Here is a 17,539-nt window from a genome sequence, read left to right on the forward strand (position 1 = left end):
GGCGGGCCGGGGCGCCGGCCTTGAGGGCGGCGCTCGCCGCCGGGGGCCGGTCCGCCGCACCGGCCCGGCGCGTCGAATCCCCGTACGACCCCTGCCCTCCTGTCGCTTCCGGTGGCACCCTTGCCTCGGATCCGCACCACTCATCTGCCGGGGCCGCCCGCGCGCGGCCCCGATCCCCCGCGGCCGTGCGCGCCCCGGCGCGCGCGGCCCCCGCAGAAGGAGTTACGCGTGAGACGAACCGTTCGCGGCATACCGGCAGTTCACGGCATACCCGCGCCACACCGTGTACGCAGGTCCCGGGCCGCCCTCGGCACCCTGACCGCTGCCGGTACGCTGCTCGCCCTGCTGCTCCCCACCGGCTCGGCCGCCGCCACCGGGCACAGCTCCCCCTCCCACCGCTCCCCCGCCCCGCATGCCGCCGCCTTCTGGACCGCGGAGCGGATGCGCAGCGCCGTTCCCCTGGACCTCACCGCACCCGCGAAGCACGCGCGCGCCATCACGGTCCCGCGCAGCGCCCCGCTGAAGGTGGCCCCCACGCTCCCACGGCTCCCGCAGGCCCCGAAGGCGCCCTCCATCGGCCCGCTGCTCCCCGGTACGCTCCCCCAGGCCGGCGGGCCCTGGACCGGCGGCGGCGCGGTCACCAAGACCACCGGCCGGGTGTTCTTCACCTACCAGGGCCGCACCGCAGCCTGTTCCGGTGACGCCGTGACCAGCGGCAACAAGAGCACCGTGCTCACCGCGGGGCACTGTGTGAAGCTGGGCGGCGTCTGGCACACCGACTGGATCTTCGTCCCCGGCTACCACGACGGCGAGGCGCCGTACGGCAAGTGGGCGGCGGCCAAGACGCTCTCCACCCCGCAGTGGACGGCCAACGAGGACATCAACTACGACGTCGGTGCCGCGGTGGTCGCCCCGCTCGACGGCAAGAAGCTCACCGATGTCGTCGGCGGCCAGGGCCTGTCCTTCAACTCCGGCTACAGCAAGGCGATGTACGCCTTCGGCTTCCCCGCGGCCGCCCCGTACGACGGCAGCAAGCTGATCTACTGCAGCGGCACCGCCTTCAAGGACCCGCTGTTCTCCGGTGACCACGGTCTGGCCTGCAACATGACCGGCGGCTCCAGCGGCGGCCCCTGGTTCACCGCCTTCGACGAGAAGACCGGCACCGGCCTGCAGTCCTCGGTGAACAGCTTCGGCTACCAGTTCTGGGCCAACACCATGTTCGGCCCGTACTTCGGCGACGACGCCAAGAACCTCTACACCACGGCCCAGTCCTCCTGATCTCCCACCCCGTGCCCCGGGGGCCGTACGGCCGGACCGCGTGCGGCCCCCTCACCCGCCGTCCTTTTCCGGAACGACCGGCAGCAGCAGGAAGGACGGATGCCTCCCCCCGCTGATCAGCGTCGTCCGGCCCGCGTAGACGTCCGAGCCCCGGTCCTCGGCATCGGTGTGCAGGAAGGTGCCGCTGCCCCGCATCGCGACCCCGGACGCCGACGGCCACGGCCCCTCCCCCGGAAGCTCGAAGTCCCGGCCCTGGACCGAGACGCCGAGGCGGTAGCCGGCCGGGACGACCACCGACGTCGGCCAGATCTCGACGTGCAGGTCGACCGGTTCGCCGGGGGTGAGCGGCTGCCGCTCGTCGAAGGTGTGCCAGGGCCGGTAGGGCTCGCTGCGCGCGCGGTCGAGCTTGCGGAGCGAGGCCCGCAGCCAGCCCAGTCCGATCGCCCCGTGCGGGTCCGTCGCGCCGACGAAGGTGACCTCGCGGCCGCCGGGGTCCTGCACCCGGAGGGTGAGGAACAGATCGGCGTCCGTGGTCGACGAGGCCACCCGCAGCGACGCGGAGGCGGGGCCGGTCAGCTCCAGTTCGTCCGTCAGGGGCTCGGTCCAGAACGTCAGGCCCTCGCCGAGCGCGTCGAACCCGGCACTCCGCTCGCCGGGGGCCGCCGCCGGCGCGAGCGCCAGACGGTCGAGATCGAGGTGGAACGCCGTCCACTGGGTGCGCGCCAACGGCCACTCCGCTTCCGGCCGTTGCGCGAAGCCGCCGTCGGCCCGCCGGATGTTGAGGAGGACCGGCGGCTGATCGTCCCAGCCGGTGTCGCGGCCCTGGAGGAAGTGTCCGAAGAACCGCTTCTGCAGGCCGACCCCGTAGTCCGTGTAGAACTCCACCCAGTGCTGCAGCCCATGCACTTCCAGCCACTTCCGGTCACTGGCGACCCTCTCGTATCCCTCGAAGCCGCCCCGTGTGTGCAGGTGATGCGCCCAGTTGACCGCGGCCAGCACCGGGACGGTGATCCGCGACAGGTCCGCGGTCCGCTCCCGGTAGTACGCGTCGAGCAGCGCATGATCGTGCACCGCGCCGACCGGGTCGGCCGCGTTCTTCGCCCGCTCCTCGTCGCTCAGCACCCCGGGGCCGGTGACCGGAACACCCGTGATCCGGTGCCAGGGACTGCCGCCCACCCCGTGCTGCACCGAGGCGACCTGCGCCGGGTACCACTGCTGCAGGAAGGTGTGCAGGATCCCGCCGTGATGGGTGAGTTCGCGGTAGAAGTCGGTGCCGCCCTCCCAGGGGCAGATGGCCGCGAGGTGCGGCGGCCGCAGCGCGGCGACCTGCCACTGGTTGACCGCGTAGTACGAGATGCCGAGCAGCCCCACCCTGCCGTTGCTCCAGGGCTGGGCGCCCGCCCACTCGATGCACTCGTAGTAGTCCCGCGTCTCGCGCGGCGAGAAGATGTCCAGGTAGCCCGGTGACCGGCCGGCACCGCGCGAGTCGACCCGGATCACCACGTACCCGTCGGGCACCCACTTCTCCGGATCGGCCGTCTCCCAGTTCTGGTAGCGGTTCGAGGACCCGGCGACGGCATCCGGGTGCTCGTCCGCCAGGGTGCGCCACATCGGCGCGAACCCCTCCTGGAAGGCGAGGCCCTTGGCGTACGGCCCATGACTCATGATCACGGGGTGGGTCGCACCGTCGTCCGGCAGGAACACATCGGCGCGGAGCTCGACCCCGTCGTCCATCGTGATCGGCGCATCCCAGTCGACGAGCATCACACCGTCCTCGGAGCAACCCCCCGAAGCACTGAGCACTGCCGCGGCGCCCACCGTCCGGGCGGACGGCCGGCACCGCTCCCGCCTCCCATTGTCCGCGGGGATCCGCGGGGGCGCCATGGCGTGCGGGGCGGGACGCAGGGCGGGCCAGGGGACGCCGGAGGGGCGCCACGAGGCAGGGCGCCGGCCGGGAGGGCAGGGACGGCCGCGGCCTGCGGGCGAGGGCGGCCGGGCCCGCCGGTTCACCCCGGCGCACCTCTCTGACCAGCAGGTATCCCGCTCCTGATGCGGCCCGGAAGCGCCGGGTTACGTGTCCTCACCAAGGGCAGGGAGCTGCACTACACTCTCGCCAGTCGAAATGGGTTGGACATGCAGCGAATTGCGGGGCGGTGCGGGCGTTCCGGCAGGCAAGGGGGCGCCCTCCGAGCCCCCGCGGGAAGGGTGGACCGTGTCCGGACCTGCCCCGTCTTTGGCCAAAGAAGGCCTTCCTCCGTCTCGTCCCGCCGGAAACATGCCGTGCGGTATCCCTCGGTAGCCCTACAGTCACTCTGGCTGAGACCGCACCGCCCCCGACCGTCCGACACCCGCCGAGCCCGACGTCTTCCCCCGCCCCGTACCGTCCCCTCTCCTCCCGTCCCCTCTTCCCCCCGAGCGCAGCAACAGCCGTAGGAGTATCCGTTCATGTGGTGGCCCCGCCGTCATGGTCCAGCGCAGCGAGCAGTGCTGCCGCAGCCCCCTCAGCACCGGCCTCCCAGCTCCCCGTGGACCTCGCTCCGAGAGCAGTCGGCGGTCTTCTTCGCCACCTGGTCCGTCACCCGTCTCGTCCACCGCGATCTCCGGCTGTCGGGTGTACGGGACATGCAGGGCCTCGTCGACGCGGTGGCCGTGCGGCGCAACAAGCCGATCACGATCACTGAAGTGCCGCTTCCTCAGCAGGTGTCCGGATTCTGCGCCCGCGGCAAGGACCGTGACTTCATCGTGGTCGATTCCACCGCGAACGAACTGACCCGCCTGCACGCCAGCCTCCACGAGCTGTTCCACCTGTGGGAGGAGCATCCGGCCGACGACGGCTCTGCCGACCAGCTCATGACCGAGGAAACCGTGCGGCAGCTCCTCCCCGGCCTGAAGACGGGCCCGGTGCTGCAGGTCCTGAACCGGTCGCACTACGACAGCGCCCATGAACGACGGGCCGAGGCGTTCGCCACCGTGATGCTTCAGCGCCACCTCGAACTGCGGCGCGATCAGCACACCAACGGCTTCCTCTCCTCGGCGCTCTCCCACCGGAGGTCCGGTGTCTGAGAGCACGTCGAACGTCGTCTACCTGGCCATCGCGCTCCTCGACTTCGTGATCGCCGGGTGGAAGTGCCTGGCGCTGCTGCGCGATCCCACCCCCACGCTGTCCCTGATCACGGTGAACTTCGTGACGTCCGGCCTGGTGTTCACCATGGCCGCTCCGATGGGGTACCGGTGGCTGGGCGAACTCACCGGCGTCCCCAGCTTCGCCACCCTTCCCGTCTACATCGGCATCCTGACCTGCTTCTCCCTCCTCCATCTGCTCACGATGCTGTGGGATCCCCGGTTGCGGCAGCGTCCCGCGGTGCTGCGCCGCAGGGTCACGCTGTGGTCCGCGGCGTACGTCGCGGCGCCGGCCGTCATGATCGTGGCGTTCTGTTCCGCCGACCTGTCCGGCCCGACGGACCCCCTGAAATTCAACACCAACTTCGCGAGTGAGCCGCTGATCCAAGTGTTCCTGGCGGTCTTCCTCGCCACGCTGGCCTGCGGAACCCTGAGCACCTACCGGCAGTGCCGCATGGTGAAGCTCGACGACCCCCGATTCCAGCGCGCACTGCGCTCCTTCGGCATCGCCATGCTGTTCGTCTTCGGCTATGTGGTGTGCTGCGCCCCCGCCATCACGCTGGCCGCCCTGGGCAACCACACCCTGGACACGGTGGGGGTGCTCGGCTCCACCTTCGGCTCGATCGGCGCCCTGATCACCAGCTACGGCCTCTCGGGAGCCGCGGTGGGCGCATGGCTGCGCGAACGGCGTGACATCAAGGCCCTGCAGCCGCTGTGGGATCTCGTCGTCGAAGGGGTCGACGAAGACCTCGCCTTCAGCGTGGACAGCGCCCGCAGCCATCGCCTGGCATGGAACGTCGGCTTCAATCTGCACCGCCGCGTGATCGAGATCCTGGACGGGATGCGCGCGCTGCGTCCCTGGGTGTCGCCGCTGCCCGCGGCCGCCGTATACGCCGCGTACGAGCACGAGCCGTCCCGGGGGAAGACGGATGCCCGCCGCCTCTCGGAGCGGGACCTGGAGGCGGCCGCCACGGCCGCTGCCCTGCGGGACGCGGCCCAGCGCCTGCAGGCCGCCCGGCGCGAAGCGGCGCTGCGGGGCCGTCCCGGGCGCCCCCAGGTGCCCGGGGGCCCGCCGGTGGCGCTGCCCGGCGAGGACACCCCCGCCTCCGACGAACGCCAACGGCTGTTGCGCGTCGCCCAGGCGCTCACCGCCCCGCTGGTCGCCACGGCGTTGCGGGCGGTGCGCGTACAGCGGTCCGGGAGCGACGTGTCCGAGGCGGCGGAGGTGACCGAAGTGTCCGAAGTATCTGAGGCGACCGGGGTATCCGAGCGGCCGTAGGGGTGTCTCCCCTGCCCGGCGCGGCCCCGGCATGCCGGGGAGGGAGCCCCGCGCCCGCCCGCGCCCGGCCTGACCTGCCGGACGCCTGCCCCGCCGCCCGCCTGACCCGCCGGACGGCTGCGGCAGAATTGATCGCTCCCGTGCCGGCCCCGGGCGCCTGACCATGCCCGGCGCCCCGTGCCGCGGGGCACCACCGAATCACCTGGGGGGACTTATGAAACGAGCTGTGGTCCTGGGCGGGAGCATCGCCGGCCTGTACGCCGCTCGCGTGCTGAGCGACCATGCCGACGACGTCGTCATCCTCGAAGCGGACGACCTGGAGGAAGACGGCACCGGGCGCGGCGCTCCGCACCGGCAACAACTGCATGCGCTGCTGTCCATGGGGCACGCCCACCTCGAACGCTGGTTCCCGGGCATCACCGGGGAACTCGTCGCGGGCGGGGCACGCTGGGGGACCGGCCCGGAGGTGCAGTTCTACGTCGACGGAGCACTCAAGGCGCCGGTTCCCGACCTCCGGATGCTGGGCGCCAGCCGGCCGTTCATCGAAAGCCGGGTCCGCCGGCGGGTCACGGCCCTGCCGAATGTCCGTGTCGTGCAGGGGCGCGCCGAGGATCTGCGCTTCAGCGCCGGCCGGGTCCGCGGCGTGCGGTACTCGACCGCTGAGGCCACGTCACCGCACGCCGGCCGGCCGGACGAACTCGACGCCGACCTGGTGGTCGACGCCATGGGGCGGTCCAGCCGCCTCGGCACCTGGCTGCTCCGCGGCGGGTGGGACCACGCCCCGCTGCACCGGATGAGGATCGACCTCGGCTACGCCACGGCCGTCTTCCGCCGCGGGGACGAACTCCCTTCCACGGTCGTCGCCCACGCCTCCCCGGGCCCTGCCAGTGGATACCAGCCCACGCTCAGCGAACCGGGGGCGGTGGTGGCGGTGGAGGACAACCGCTGGATGGTGGTTCTGGCCGGCTACACGGATCACCGCCCGGGGCGAGATCCGGCCGATTTCCTGGCCCGGATGCGGCGCTGCGTCTCCCCGCTGCACGAGGTGGCGGACCGGTGCACCCTGCTCGGCGACGTCCGGACCTTCGCCTTCCAGGAGAGCCGCCGCCGCGACTTCACCCGGCTGCGGCGGTTCCCGGGCGGGCTGGTGGCGGTGGGAGACTCCGTTGCCTCGGTCAACCCGATCTACGGGCAGGGTCTCACCCTTGCCGCGCTGCAGGCCTCGTGCCTGTCGGCGTATCTGCGCGCCGGGTCGCCTCCGCACGATCCGGCCTGGGAGTACTTCCGGCGGGCCGCCGTCGTGGTCGATGCGGCCTGGCAGGTGTCGGCGACCGCGGACCTCGCCCAGCCTCATGTGCAGGGCCCGTACCCCCGTGGCTACCGGTTCGCCCGCTGGGCCGGCGACAAGATCGCGGCAGCGTCCGTCCTCGACTCCGGCGTCAACCAGGCGTTCATGGACGTCGTACACATGCGCCGGCATCCGAAAGCGCTGACCCACCCCCGCGTGCTGGCCCGAACGGCACGGGTCCTGGCCACTGCCCGCTGAGGCCCGTCCGCACCTCCCTCCGCACACCGCCGCCTCTCCCCCGTAGGGCGCCCCGGCCGGAAGCGTCAACCCCCTTTCGGCCGGGGCGTCTTGCCGTCACGTTCAGGTGGGCGGCACACCACCCGGCGCGGCCGGCGGTACCGGGACGGATCAGGTCAGGCCCGTCAGGCCCCGCAACCGCGATCACCTAAGGTGAAGTGCACCGCCAACATGGAGGAGAGCTGACGATGGCCACGTGGCCGAAGACGCTCGACCGGGCCGGGATCACGGACCCCTCGCTGCGTCGCGACTACAGCGAGCAGCGCCGGCTGGTGGCCGGGTACGCCCGCGCCGAGTACACCGCCGTGCGCCTGCTCCTTCCCGCCGAGCTCGTGCCCGACGTCATCGCCGCGACCGCGTTCATGCACCACAGCGACAACCTCATCGACCAAGGGCCGGCCGACGAGCGGATCGCCGCGCTCGCCGACTGGGAGGGCAGGGTGCACGCCGCCCTCAAGAGCGGCGACGCCGACGAACCCGTGCTGCGGACGCTTCTTGACACCCTCACCAGGCATCCCCGGCTCCGGCAGTACGTCGAAGACTTCCTCGCCGGCGCGCCCCTGGAGGTACGGACGCAGGGTTTTGCCTCGGAGAGCGACTTCCAGCACTACATCGACGGCTATTCGCTGCCCGCCTTCATGCTCATCGCCGGCCTGCTCGACGCGGGGGCACCCGCGGACGCGTACCTGGCCGGCTGCCGGAGCTTCATCGAGGCGAGTCAGCGTCTCGACTTCCTGAACGACCTCGCCGAGGACCTGGGCAACGGGCGGCTGGGCCTCCCGGAAGAACTCCTCGCCCGGCACGGCCTGACCCGCGCCGACCTGACGCGCACCGGCCCGCCCCGCAAGGGCAGCGCCCCCGAGGGCTTCCGGGGACTGGTCGGCGACCAGGCCCGGCAGATCCGTACGGGGCTGACCGCGTCCTACGGGCTCGTGAAGCTGGTGCACGCCCGAAGCCGGCCGTTCGTCCGCGCCCTGATCAGCATCCAGGGCCTGACCCTGCGGGCAGTGGCGAGGAAGGGGACCGCACTGCTCGACGGGCCCGCCCGGCCGGATGTGGCCGCGGCGCTCCGGCTTCTGGGCCGGGAGTACGTGGCAGCGCGCCGCCGTCGCGACGCGGCTCCGGCAGCCGGCAACACCGCGCCGGACGCGGTCGGCAGGAGCTGAACCCCACCGCCTCGAAGACCACGCAGACCGCGGGGTTCACGTGCCGTTCAGGTACCGCGGGTGCACGCGTTTCGCAGCCGTTCAGGTGCCGCGCCGGCCGGGCGGCGGGCCGTCGTCACTCTCGGGCCGCGCCAGCCCCAACAGCCCCTGGATCAGCGGAAAGACCCGCCTCCTGCTTCTGGTGGGCAGGGAGCGCATACGGTCCGTCAGCTCCCGCACTTCGGGATCCTCGCGCTCCGGCCGGCTCAAGGCCTCGGAAAGCGCCTCCCGGAGCTCCCGGTCGATTTTGCTGTCACCGCTGGTGCCGCTGCGCATCGCCAGCCGGTCGATGCCCTTGCCCCGGAGCAGCGCGAGATGGGTCAGCTGCTCGTGCGTCGACTGCAGGGCCCGGTACAGCGCCTGCCGTTCGGTGGCGGTGAAGAAGCCGGGCTCGACGCCGAAGAACTTCTCCAGCTTCCGGGTGACGTCCAGCCCGGGGCTCTTCCGCTTCCCGTTCAGGAGGTAGCCGACCTGACCGTGGGAGATGCCGGCCCCCGCACCGATCTCGTCGAGGGTGTACCTCTTCCCGTCGGGCTTGCGACGGGTGTCCCGCAGGAAGACGAGGCGGTCCTGGAACGAGTCCTGCACGTTCCCGGACTCCTGGCCGGTGTCGTCGAGCAACGCCTGGACGCGGGGGACCGTGATGCCCGTCCGGTGCGAGAGGTGGTCGATATCGATGACGTCGCGTCCCAGGCCCAGGTCCCGGAGGAGTTCGTCAATCGCTGCGACGACGGTGGGGAGACCATCCGCCGGGTGCGCGTGGGAGGCATCCATGGCGAGGGGCGGTCTCCTGGTCGGTGGACTGGCGGGGGCGGCGGCGCACTCGCAGCCGCTCCGAGATTAACGGTCGTCAGCACCGTACGCCATGAACGGCACCACAATTGTGTCGGGTACGACCGCTCGGCGGCCCGGAAGCCCGCAACCCGCGCCCCCGGATTAAACGATTGTTGACAACGCGTTGTTGTTGAAGGATCCTCGCCAGGGCGGTGCCGCTGTGCAACCTGGATTCACCGTGCACGTGGGGACCGATCGCACGGTTTCCGTGCCTCGCAACTGCCGCCTTCCGAGCGGTGGTGCCGGGCTCCACAGGGGAGAGCCCGGCGCCACAACCGCCTGACATCTCCCCCACACGCAGCGGCTGACCGGCCGGCCTCACTTCACCGTGTACTTGCACATCTTGTCGGACTTGCCCCCCTTGTTGTCCGAGACCTTCTTCCCGTCGACGGTGATGACGCAGGCCGCCGGGCGGAGCGTGCCGTCGGAGGCGGGCACGGAGCCGGGAACGACGTTCACCCCGATGCCGGTCCTCTTCTCGGCGTCGGTGGTCAGGGCGATGGTTGAGGTCTTCTTCCAGGGCAGCGGCACCGTCACCATCTTGTTGGTGTCGAGGCTGTAGTAGACCTTCGACGTGCCGGTGCCGAGGACTTCGAGCGTGACCTTGTGCTTGACCTCGCCGCTTCCGCTGTCCGCTCCCGGCTTGCCGCCCGCGTCGGCCTGCACGTGCGCGGATTTGCCGGCCGGCGCAGGCTTGCCGTTGCTGCCGCATCCCGTCAGCAGAGACGTGGTCAGGACCAGAGCCGTGCCAATGATGAGCTTGCGCATGCTTCCCCCTCGCGAATGAGTAAGCGATCTTAATGGCGAGGGGGCCGCCATGCGTGCCGGGTCCGGTGGGCCGTACGGGCCCGCCCCTCATCCCTTCGTGCTTGTGCGCGCTCCCCCGGCGTCGATCCAGTAGGTCGCGGCGGTGCGGTCGATGCCGCGGCGAAGGGGGTCGCGGCCCAGGCCCGCCACGATGCCCGCGGGGACGACGACCAGACAGTAGAGCAGGAGGAGTGCGAGGTTCCTCATGGTCATGGACGGTTCTCCTTGGTCCGGTGGAGGGTCAGTCGAGGGGGATCTCGTCACGCCAGTCGCCGTCCTCGCTCCAGGCCGGCTGGTCCTCTTTGAGCAGCAGGAAGCTGCCGAGGACGAGGACGTCGATCCGGGTGCGCATGAAGCACCGGTAGGCCTCTTCGGGCGAGCGGACGATGGGTTCTCCCCGCACGTTGAAGGAGGTGTTCACCAGGACCGGGCAGCCGGTTTCGGCCTTGAAGGCGGTCAGCAGGCGGTGGAACGCCGGGTTGGCCTCCTGGCTCACGGTCTGGACGCGGGCCGACATGTCCACGTGGGTGACGGCCGGAATGGTCGAGCGGTGGACCTTCAGCCGCTCCAGTCCGCGGGCGCCCGAGTCCTCGGCGGGCAGCCGCTGGGCGGCGGCCACGTCCGCGACCACCAGCATGTAGGGGCTCTCCTGCTTGAGTTCGAAGTAGTCCTCGGCGTCGGTGTCGAGGACGGCCGGCGCGAAGGGGCGGAAGGACTCCCGGAATTTGATCTTCTGGTTCATCGCGGACTGCATCTCGGTGTCGCGGGGGTCGCCCAGGATCGACCGGGCGCCCAGAGCGCGCGGCCCGAACTCCATCCGGTCCTGGAACCAGCCGACCACCTTGCCCCGCGCCAGCTCCGCCGCCGCCCTGGCCGCGAGCGCGTCCGCCTGGAACCGGGTGTACGGCACACCGGCGCCGTCCAGGTACGCCTGGATCTCCTCGTCCCCGTAGGCGGGGCCCAGCAGGGCACCGGACATGGCGTCCCCGCCGCTCCCGAGGTGGGTGCGCTCGGCGCCGCCCTCCATCGCGACGGCGAGCGCCGCGCCCAGGGCGCCGCCCGCGTCACCGGCCGCCGGCTGCACCCACACCCCGTCGAAGATCTCCTCGCGGATCACCCGGCCGTTGGCAACGCAGTTGAGCGCCACCCCGCCCGCCAGGCACAGCCGGGTCTCTCCGGTCCGCCGCTGCGCGGTCCTGGCCAGGCGCAGGACCGCTTCCTCGGTCACCTGCTGCACGGAGGCCGCCAGGTCGAACTCGCGCTCCGTCAGGGGGCTTTCGGGACGACGGCGCGGCCCGCCGAACAGCTCCTCGAAGCGACGGCCGGTCATCACCTGACCCCGCAGGTACGCGAAGTAGCGCATGTCCAGGTGGAAGGAGCCGTCGGATTTGAGATCGATCAGCCGTTCGCGGATCAGGTCCGCGTAACGGGGCGTGCCGTAGGGCGCCAGCCCCATGAGCTTGTACTCCCCGGAGTCCACCTTGAATCCGCAGAAGTAGGTGAACGCGGAGTACAGCATGCCGAGTGAATGCGGGAAGCGCAGCTCGGCCAGTGGCGCGAGCCGGTCCGCGCGTCCGTGCCAGAGCGAGGTGGTCGCCCACTCCCCCACCCCGTCGATGCAGAGCACGGCCGCGGACTCGTAGGGGCTCGGGAAGAACGCGGAGGCCGCGTGGGACTCGTGGTGGCGGCGGCAGATGATGTCCGGCACCGCCCCCAGCCCGAGTGCCGCCAGCTCCCGCCGGACGGTCTGTTCGGCCCGCCGTTTCCAGCGCAGCCACTCCGGCAGGGTGTCCCGGAACGAGCGGAAGCCGAACGGCGCGGCCCCGGCGTACGAGGCCATCACGCGGCGGAACTTGAGCGCCGGATCCTCGTAGTACGCCACTGCGCTGACGTCCCGCAGTGTCGCGCCCGCCTCGGCCAGGCAGTACGACACCGCGTGGGCCGGGAAGGACGGGTCGTGGCGCCGACGGGTGAAGCGCTCCTCCTGCGCGGCGGCGACGATGGCCGTGCCGTCGACGAGGGCTGCCGCACTGTCGTGGTAGTAGGCGGAGATACCCAGAACGAGGTCAGTCATGGTGAGCGTCCACTCCTGGGGTGCCGGTGCCGGTGCCTGTGTCGGTGCCTGTGCCGGGCTTGGCGGGCCGGGGGCCGAACAGTGCGGTCCCCAGCCTCACCTGGGTCGATCCGGCGGCGATCGCCGCCTCGAAGTCACCGCTCATCCCCATGGAGAGGGTGTCCCACCGGTGCCCGGCCGCGACCTGCTTGGCGAACAGTTCGGCCAGTACCTCGAAGGCGGGCGGGCCGGTCACGGGGGCGGCGGGCACCGCCTTGCGGGGAATGGTCATCAGGCCGCGGACGGTCAGGCGCTTCAGGTCCTGGAGCGACTCCAGGAACGGATCGAGCTGATCCGGGGCGAGGCCTGCCTTGGCAGGATCGCCGTCGGCGTTGACCTGGACGCACACCTGGAGCGGCGGCAGGTCGTCGGGGCGCTGCGCGTCGAGCCGTCGGGCCGCCTTCAGCGAGCAGAGCCCGAGCACCCAGGAGAAATTCTCCGCCAGGAGTCTGGTCTTGTTGCTCTGGATCGGTCCCAGGTACACCCATTGGACACCCGAGCCACGGAGTTCGGCCGTCTTGGGCAGGGCCTCGCCGGCATAGCTCTCGCCGAAACGGTTCAGGCCGAGGGCGTGGGCCTCGCGGATCGCGGAGGCCGGGTGTCCCTTGGAGACGGCGAGCAATTCCACCGTCTCGGGGCGCCGGCCCGCGGCCGTGGCCGCGGCATCTATTCGGGCCCGCAGGGCCGCCAGCCGTTCTCGCATCACGTGATCACACTCCACAGCGCGGCCGCGGTGAGGGCGAGGAACACCGCGGGAGGAATCCAGGGCAGGACGTTGCGCACGGGGCCGAGCCGGTCGGTGACCGGGGCGAGCTGGTGGCCGAGCAGGCCCGCCAGGGTGTTGACGGTGAATCCGGAGAGGTTGAAGCCCAGGCCGAAGGCGAGGAGCTGCCAGGAACTCGCTCCGGAGGGCACCAGTTGGGGAAGGATGGTCAGGAAGAACAAGGCGATCTTCGGATTGGACACATTGAGCAGGAAGCCCTTGACGAACGGGCGGCCACCGGAACCCCGCTGGGTGACGTCGTCCTCCCCGTCGCCCTGCTTGCCGCGGGGAATGCTCGTCCAGGCCATGTAGGCCAGGAAGCAGATACCGATGAGCTGCACCGCGGTGTAGGCGGTCGGGGCCGAGACCAGGAGCGCGGCGAGCCCGGTCACGGTCGCCACGACGTAGACGAAGACCCCGAGTTCCACGCCCAGAGCTGCCCTGATACCGGCCCGCGGCCCCCTGCTGACGCTGCTCGCGACGCAGTGGAGCATCGCCGGCCCCGGTGTCAGATTCACCACCAGGGCGATGGCGATGAAGGCCAGGACGTGACTCAATGAACCTCTCCCTTGTTTCTGTAGGGCCGTTTGTTCTCATATACGCGCATGGCATGCCGGGCGGCCCTTCTGGCGCGCCGTCCGCCCGGGGGGTTCAACGACCGGTAGCCCGTTCTGACGCGCTCCCAGATCCCCGGTTCGCACCCCGGACCCAGCACGGAGGGCACGGTGGCCATATAGGCGTCCACCGCGTCGGCCGCCCAGGCGGAGTGACCCGTGGCGACGTTGTCGATGGTGTTGTGGATGTCGACGAAACGGGTGCTGAACCCGTACGCCTCCAGGCCGATGCGGGCACGCCGGTAGCCGCCGCCGACGCCGGACAGCTCCATCGCCACGTTCAGCCCCAGCACCTCCGGCAGGAAGGTGCGTGGCAGCCGGCCGATGCACAGCCAGTACACCGGCAGCTCGAACGACTCCTCGCGGAACCCCGGCCACTGCGCGAACTCGCGGGAGGCGGTGGGCGGCAGTTCGACGCCCATCTCCCGCAGCACCTCGCGGTAGATCAGGGGGTGGTTGAGGCCGAGGTCCCCGTTGCCGAGTTCGTCCCAGTAGGTGGAGAACAGCAGATGGCCGACGTCCGAGGAGGCATGGCCGTAGTCCGTGAAGCCCTGCAGCCAGCTGCCGTCTATCAGGGTCAGGGGCGCGAGCTGCACGGTGGCGTCGACCAGCGCCTCCTTGGCGGGCACGGGTGCGTCCGCGCCCTGCTCGAATTCCCGGCCGTGCCGGTCGTGCTGTTCCTGGAGCCACGGGCGCAGTCCCCGCGGATCCCAGTGGTCCGGGGGCAGATGCCCGGCCGTGTCCCAGTCCACGCGGGAGCGCGCCAGCCAGCCGTGTACGTACCCCGTGGCGTACCGGCGCAGCGCGGGTGTGTCACCGCGGCTGAGCAGGAGGTGGTACGCCTCGCGCAGGGTGCCGGGGGCCCGGTCGCGCCGCGCGGCCGGGGCTCCTGCGCCCGCCGGGGCGGGGAGGGGCCGCGTGGTGGCCGGGGCCGGGTCCGGGTCCGTCACGGTCGCGGTGACCGTGACGGTGTCCATGGCCGTGACGGTGTCCATGGCTGTGTCCGTGTCCATGGCCGTGTTCGTGACCGTGACGGTGTCCCTGTCCGTCGCCGTGTCCGTGGTCGTGACCGGGACGTCCGCGTCCGCGCCCGTCGCCTGTCCGTCGCGGTCCGCAGCCGCAACCACGGCCGTGGGCAGCGAGCGGATCCAGCGCCGGATCACGGCCTCGTCCGCAGGGGAGAAGATCCGGAACATCGGACCGTTCTCGGAGATCAGGCCGCGCAGCAGAGGGCTGCGCTCGGGGCTCCCCGGCCTGACGAGCCGGCTGGCCGCGAGTGCCCGGAGCAGCCCGTGGGGTGCGGTACGGGCCTCGGCGAACCAGTCGCCGAGCGGACGGCCCTCGACCTTGAACTCCTGGTGGTACAGGGCCGCTTCGCGGGCCCTGAGCCTCAGCAGCTCCGCCATGTCATGTGCCGGGTCCAGGGCCGCCGACACCTCCTCGTACAGGCCGCTGCTCCACCGCTGCAGCATGTCCAGGGCCCAGCGGAATCCCGCGATCAGCCCCGGCGCATCCGGGCTCTTGGCCGGGAGCGCGGCGGCGGCAGCACGGGCGAGCGCGAGGCCGGTCGGCGTATCCGCCCGGCGGGCGGCCCCGGGGTCCAGGGCGGCCCAGTCGGCCGCCGCCGGGAGGAGTGCACGCACCAGGGCAAGGGGCGGGAGCAGCCCGACCGCCCGCAGGCACAGATCGGCACCCACCAGCTCCGCGCGGTGTTCGTCGGGCCGTCGGCTCATGGCCAGGAGCGGGCCGGGCAGGGCGAAGGCCAGGTCCGACACCTGCGGGTCCTGGGTCAGCCGGGTGGCGGGTGCGGCGTGCTCCGCGAGCCGCAGGTGGTGCAGCAGGGCCCGGTACGCGCTGCCCCGGTCGGCGCCGGGATGCCCGGCGCCCAGGTCCTGGGCGTAGAGCGCGAGCGTACGCATCGTCAGCTCGCTGTCGCCGTTGCCGGGACTGCTCAGCCACTGCAGCCAGGCGCCCGAGACCAGCGCGAGCGGGGCCGCGCCGAGGGCCGCCCGACGGACCAGGGCATCACGCGACTCCTGGTCGGCGGCGCGGGCCGCCAGCGCCCGGTAGTCGTCGCCGGCCCGGGCCGACCATGCGCCGGCCCGGCGCTCCCAGTCCTCCAGGGTCCGCGCGGATGCCGTCAGCGCACGGGAGTACTCGTCGGGAAGCGCCACCCTCGGGGGGAACCCCTCCGGGTCCGCGGCCTCTACGTACAGCGTGCGGCACTCCTCCGCGACAGCCCGGGGCCGGCGGCCTGCGGTGCCGGCCGCCGCCTGCTGGCGTTGCATCGACGCTCCTCCTGTGGTTCCGGTTCCGGGTCCGGGGTGTCAGAACATCGGGTAGATGGAGGCGTCGTCCTTGGACTTGGTCTTGCGCTTGCGCTGGAAGAAGCCGAGCACTTTACGCAGCAGTGCCATGGGAGGTTCCCTTCAGGAGTGGCGGGTGCGATGCGGGGGTCCGTCGGCGCGGTCAGGAGACGACCGGCCGCCGGGTGCGCCGGGCCCGTGGCCAGGACAGGGCCGGCCGCTGCGGTGTTGCCGGGCCCGTGGTCAGGACAGGCCCAGGCCCGTGGCCAGCAGACCGGAGACCAGGTCGTAGCCTTCGTCGGTGAAGTGCGCGCGGTCCACGAACAGCCACTGTCCGGGATCTGCGGCATCCGCCACGAGCGGGTTGAGATCCAGGAACGCCACGTCGTGTTTGGCGCACGCCTGCGCGATGCCCTCGGCGTAACGGCGGCCGACCTCGGCGGGGGCGATCTCGCCGAAGAGCTGCCAGAACGTCGATTGCTTGCCGTCGAGTTCACGGAAGAGCTCGGCCTCCTCGGACGAGGGGGTCTCCCGTACCCAGGTGGCCAGCGGCTGGAGGGCGAACGAGATCCGGGTGCCGGAGGTGCCGACCAGCAGCTTGAAGCGCTCCAGGTCGAGCGCCGTGCGCTCGATGGCGGTCGTCAGCCGTTCGTCGAGCGTCAACGGCGCCTCGTCGGCGGGGGCCGGCGGCGGCTCGGCGGACCGGCGTTCGCCGCGCCCGAACCGGCCGGTGCGCTTGGCCTTGCGGTGGCGCGCGCGCAGCTCCTCCATCTGCTGGTAGTACTCGCCGGAGAAGAAGAAGGCCCCGTAATCGCCCTGCAGGGCCCGGGGCAGGCCGGCCAGCGCAAGGTTGTTCAGCCCGGAGAGGATGACGAGCTGGTCGACCGGCGGCAGCATCTCGCGGTGCAGCAGGTAGAGCATCATCTCCTGCGTGGAGCAGTATCCGCGGGCGCCGAGGTTCAGCCAGGGCGCGGAGGTCGCGTGCCGGGTCCACAGACGCGACGGGATCGAGGCGGCGTCGGTGGTGGTGCCCACACCGAATGCGGTGGAGCTGCCCGCCAGTACGTTGACCGTGCCGTCGGCGGGTGCGTCGGCAACGGAGGCGGTGCCGGTGGCGCCGTGGGAGATTCGGAATCCGAGACGGTCGGTGTTCACCACGCCGGAGCGGTAGTCCGCGCGGTGGAAGTACATCAGGTAGGGCACCCAGCGGGTCTCCCCGCGGTCGACGAAGTCGTCGTACTGGGCCATCTGCGGGGTCAGCGAATAGCGCCTTGCGTTCACGGACGGAACTCCTGTCAGCGGACGGTTGCCGGGGAGGAGGAACGTTCAGTCTCCCCAGCCGAGGTCGGCGGTCATGCCAAGGCCGAGAGCCGACGGGCCGCTGGTCAGGGCGTGGTGTACGGGTACAGCCGGACATCGTGCGGTGAGCGTCATGACCACTCCGTGTCTTCAGGGGACCGGCACCGTAATGAGCCTGCGTGACAACGGGCGGTGCGTACACACACACGGGGTGTCGTGTCTGCGTCTGGCGCAGATACGTCAAGGGGCGGTGAACGGAGCTGGGGTCGGGGAACGGAGCGATCCGGTCCGCGCACCGGGCCGTCCTGTCCGCTCCTCCGCTACCTCGCCACTCCG

The 17,539-nt window shown here is 71.6% G+C and carries 14 protein-coding genes; 5 read left to right on the plus strand and 9 right to left on the minus strand.

Translation table 11 applies throughout. The features are described 5' to 3' along the window. Positions 1 to 228: 228 nt before the first annotated feature. Entirely contained in the window at positions 229 to 1,278 is a 1,050-nt protein-coding gene (locus tag CFW40_RS09650; protein WP_256331534.1) for a serine protease, read from the plus strand. Positions 1,279 to 1,329: 51 nt separating this feature from the next. On the opposite strand, the gene CFW40_RS09655 is transcribed toward CFW40_RS09650, so the two are convergent. Further along, positions 1,330 to 3,042, minus strand: coding sequence for a CocE/NonD family hydrolase (locus CFW40_RS09655; RefSeq protein WP_088797397.1), 1,713 nt, complete (start codon positions 3,040 to 3,042; stop codon positions 1,330 to 1,332). A gap of 720 nt (positions 3,043 to 3,762) precedes the next feature. Between CFW40_RS09655 and CFW40_RS09660 the strand changes: the two genes are divergently transcribed. The 4 genes from CFW40_RS09660 to CFW40_RS09675 all read left to right on the plus strand — a co-directional run bounded on the left by CFW40_RS09660 (position 3,763) and on the right by CFW40_RS09675 (position 8,428). Beyond that, positions 3,763 to 4,341 carry a hypothetical protein gene (locus tag CFW40_RS09660; RefSeq protein WP_088797398.1) on the plus strand — a complete coding sequence of 193 codons (579 nt, stop codon included), beginning with the start codon at positions 3,763 to 3,765 and terminating at the stop codon, positions 4,339 to 4,341. Then, positions 4,334 to 5,677: an MAB_1171c family putative transporter gene (locus CFW40_RS09665; protein WP_088797399.1), complete on the plus strand. Its 1,344-nt coding sequence runs from the start codon at positions 4,334 to 4,336 to the stop codon at positions 5,675 to 5,677. Before CFW40_RS09660 ends, CFW40_RS09665 begins: the two co-directional genes overlap by 8 nt. 214 nt (positions 5,678 to 5,891) lie before the next feature. Next, positions 5,892 to 7,223 (plus strand): NAD(P)/FAD-dependent oxidoreductase, encoded by a 1,332-nt coding sequence (locus tag CFW40_RS09670; RefSeq protein ID WP_088797400.1) that lies wholly within the window; start codon positions 5,892 to 5,894, stop codon positions 7,221 to 7,223. 227 nt (positions 7,224 to 7,450) lie between these two features. Continuing rightward, complete coding sequence (locus CFW40_RS09675) at positions 7,451 to 8,428, plus strand: squalene/phytoene synthase family protein (RefSeq protein WP_088797401.1); 978 nt, start codon at positions 7,451 to 7,453, stop codon at positions 8,426 to 8,428. 81 nt (positions 8,429 to 8,509) lie between these two features. Here CFW40_RS09675 and CFW40_RS09680 read toward each other — a convergent pair whose 3' ends face one another. The 8 genes from CFW40_RS09680 to CFW40_RS09710 form a co-directional block, all read right to left on the minus strand. Further along, positions 8,510 to 9,241 carry a helix-turn-helix transcriptional regulator gene (locus tag CFW40_RS09680; protein ID WP_088797402.1) on the minus strand — a complete coding sequence of 244 codons (732 nt, stop codon included), beginning with the start codon at positions 9,239 to 9,241 and terminating at the stop codon, positions 8,510 to 8,512. A 378-nt stretch (positions 9,242 to 9,619) separates the two neighbouring features. Further along, complete coding sequence (locus CFW40_RS09685) at positions 9,620 to 10,069, minus strand: hypothetical protein (protein ID WP_088797403.1); 450 nt, start codon at positions 10,067 to 10,069, stop codon at positions 9,620 to 9,622. Between the two features lie 87 nt (positions 10,070 to 10,156). Next, positions 10,157 to 10,321, minus strand: coding sequence for a hypothetical protein (locus tag CFW40_RS37025; protein ID WP_176956536.1), 165 nt, complete (start codon positions 10,319 to 10,321; stop codon positions 10,157 to 10,159). A 28-nt stretch (positions 10,322 to 10,349) separates the two neighbouring features. After that, positions 10,350 to 12,182, minus strand: coding sequence for a carbamoyltransferase (locus tag CFW40_RS09690; RefSeq protein ID WP_088797404.1), 1,833 nt, complete (start codon positions 12,180 to 12,182; stop codon positions 10,350 to 10,352). Continuing rightward, positions 12,175 to 12,924 (minus strand): YggS family pyridoxal phosphate-dependent enzyme, encoded by a 750-nt coding sequence (locus tag CFW40_RS09695; RefSeq protein WP_088797405.1) that lies wholly within the window; start codon positions 12,922 to 12,924, stop codon positions 12,175 to 12,177. The genes CFW40_RS09690 and CFW40_RS09695 overlap by 8 nt, the downstream gene beginning before the upstream one ends. Next, entirely contained in the window at positions 12,924 to 13,541 is a 618-nt protein-coding gene (locus tag CFW40_RS09700; protein WP_088797406.1) for a LysE family translocator, read from the minus strand. The genes CFW40_RS09695 and CFW40_RS09700 overlap by 1 nt, the downstream gene beginning before the upstream one ends. Then, positions 13,538 to 15,886 carry an iron-containing redox enzyme family protein gene (locus CFW40_RS37950; protein ID WP_256331533.1) on the minus strand — a complete coding sequence of 783 codons (2,349 nt, stop codon included), beginning with the start codon at positions 15,884 to 15,886 and terminating at the stop codon, positions 13,538 to 13,540. Before CFW40_RS37950 ends, CFW40_RS09700 begins: the two co-directional genes overlap by 4 nt. A 261-nt stretch (positions 15,887 to 16,147) precedes the next feature. Beyond that, a complete protein-coding gene (locus tag CFW40_RS09710; protein ID WP_088797407.1) occupies positions 16,148 to 17,185 on the minus strand; it encodes a GDSL-type esterase/lipase family protein in 1,038 nt (345 codons plus the stop codon). Between the last annotated feature and the right edge of the window lie 354 nt (positions 17,186 to 17,539).

Source organism: Streptomyces sp. 2114.4 (genome assembly GCF_900187385.1).
Taxonomy (GTDB): Bacteria; Actinomycetota; Actinomycetes; order Streptomycetales; family Streptomycetaceae; genus Streptomyces; species Streptomyces mooreae.

Bases quoted from the DNA above. Each gene is read 5' to 3' on its own strand.
- CFW40_RS09655 (WP_088797397.1), bottom strand. From the start codon at position 3,042: ATGCTCGTCGACTGGGATGCGCCGATCACGATGGACGACGGGGTCGAG.
- CFW40_RS09670 (WP_088797400.1), top strand. From the start codon at position 5,892: ATGAAACGAGCTGTGGTCCTGGGCGGGAGCATCGCCGGCCTGTACGCC.
- CFW40_RS09675 (WP_088797401.1), top strand. From the start codon at position 7,451: ATGGCCACGTGGCCGAAGACGCTCGACCGGGCCGGGATCACGGACCCC.
- CFW40_RS09680 (WP_088797402.1), bottom strand. From the start codon at position 9,241: ATGGATGCCTCCCACGCGCACCCGGCGGATGGTCTCCCCACCGTCGTC.
- CFW40_RS09685 (WP_088797403.1), bottom strand. From the start codon at position 10,069: ATGCGCAAGCTCATCATTGGCACGGCTCTGGTCCTGACCACGTCTCTG.
- CFW40_RS37025 (WP_176956536.1), bottom strand. From the start codon at position 10,321: ATGACCATGAGGAACCTCGCACTCCTCCTGCTCTACTGTCTGGTCGTC.
- CFW40_RS09690 (WP_088797404.1), bottom strand. From the start codon at position 12,182: ATGACTGACCTCGTTCTGGGTATCTCCGCCTACTACCACGACAGTGCG.
- CFW40_RS09695 (WP_088797405.1), bottom strand. From the start codon at position 12,924: ATGCGAGAACGGCTGGCGGCCCTGCGGGCCCGAATAGATGCCGCGGCC.
- CFW40_RS37950 (WP_256331533.1), bottom strand. From the start codon at position 15,886: ATGCAACGCCAGCAGGCGGCGGCCGGCACCGCAGGCCGCCGGCCCCGG.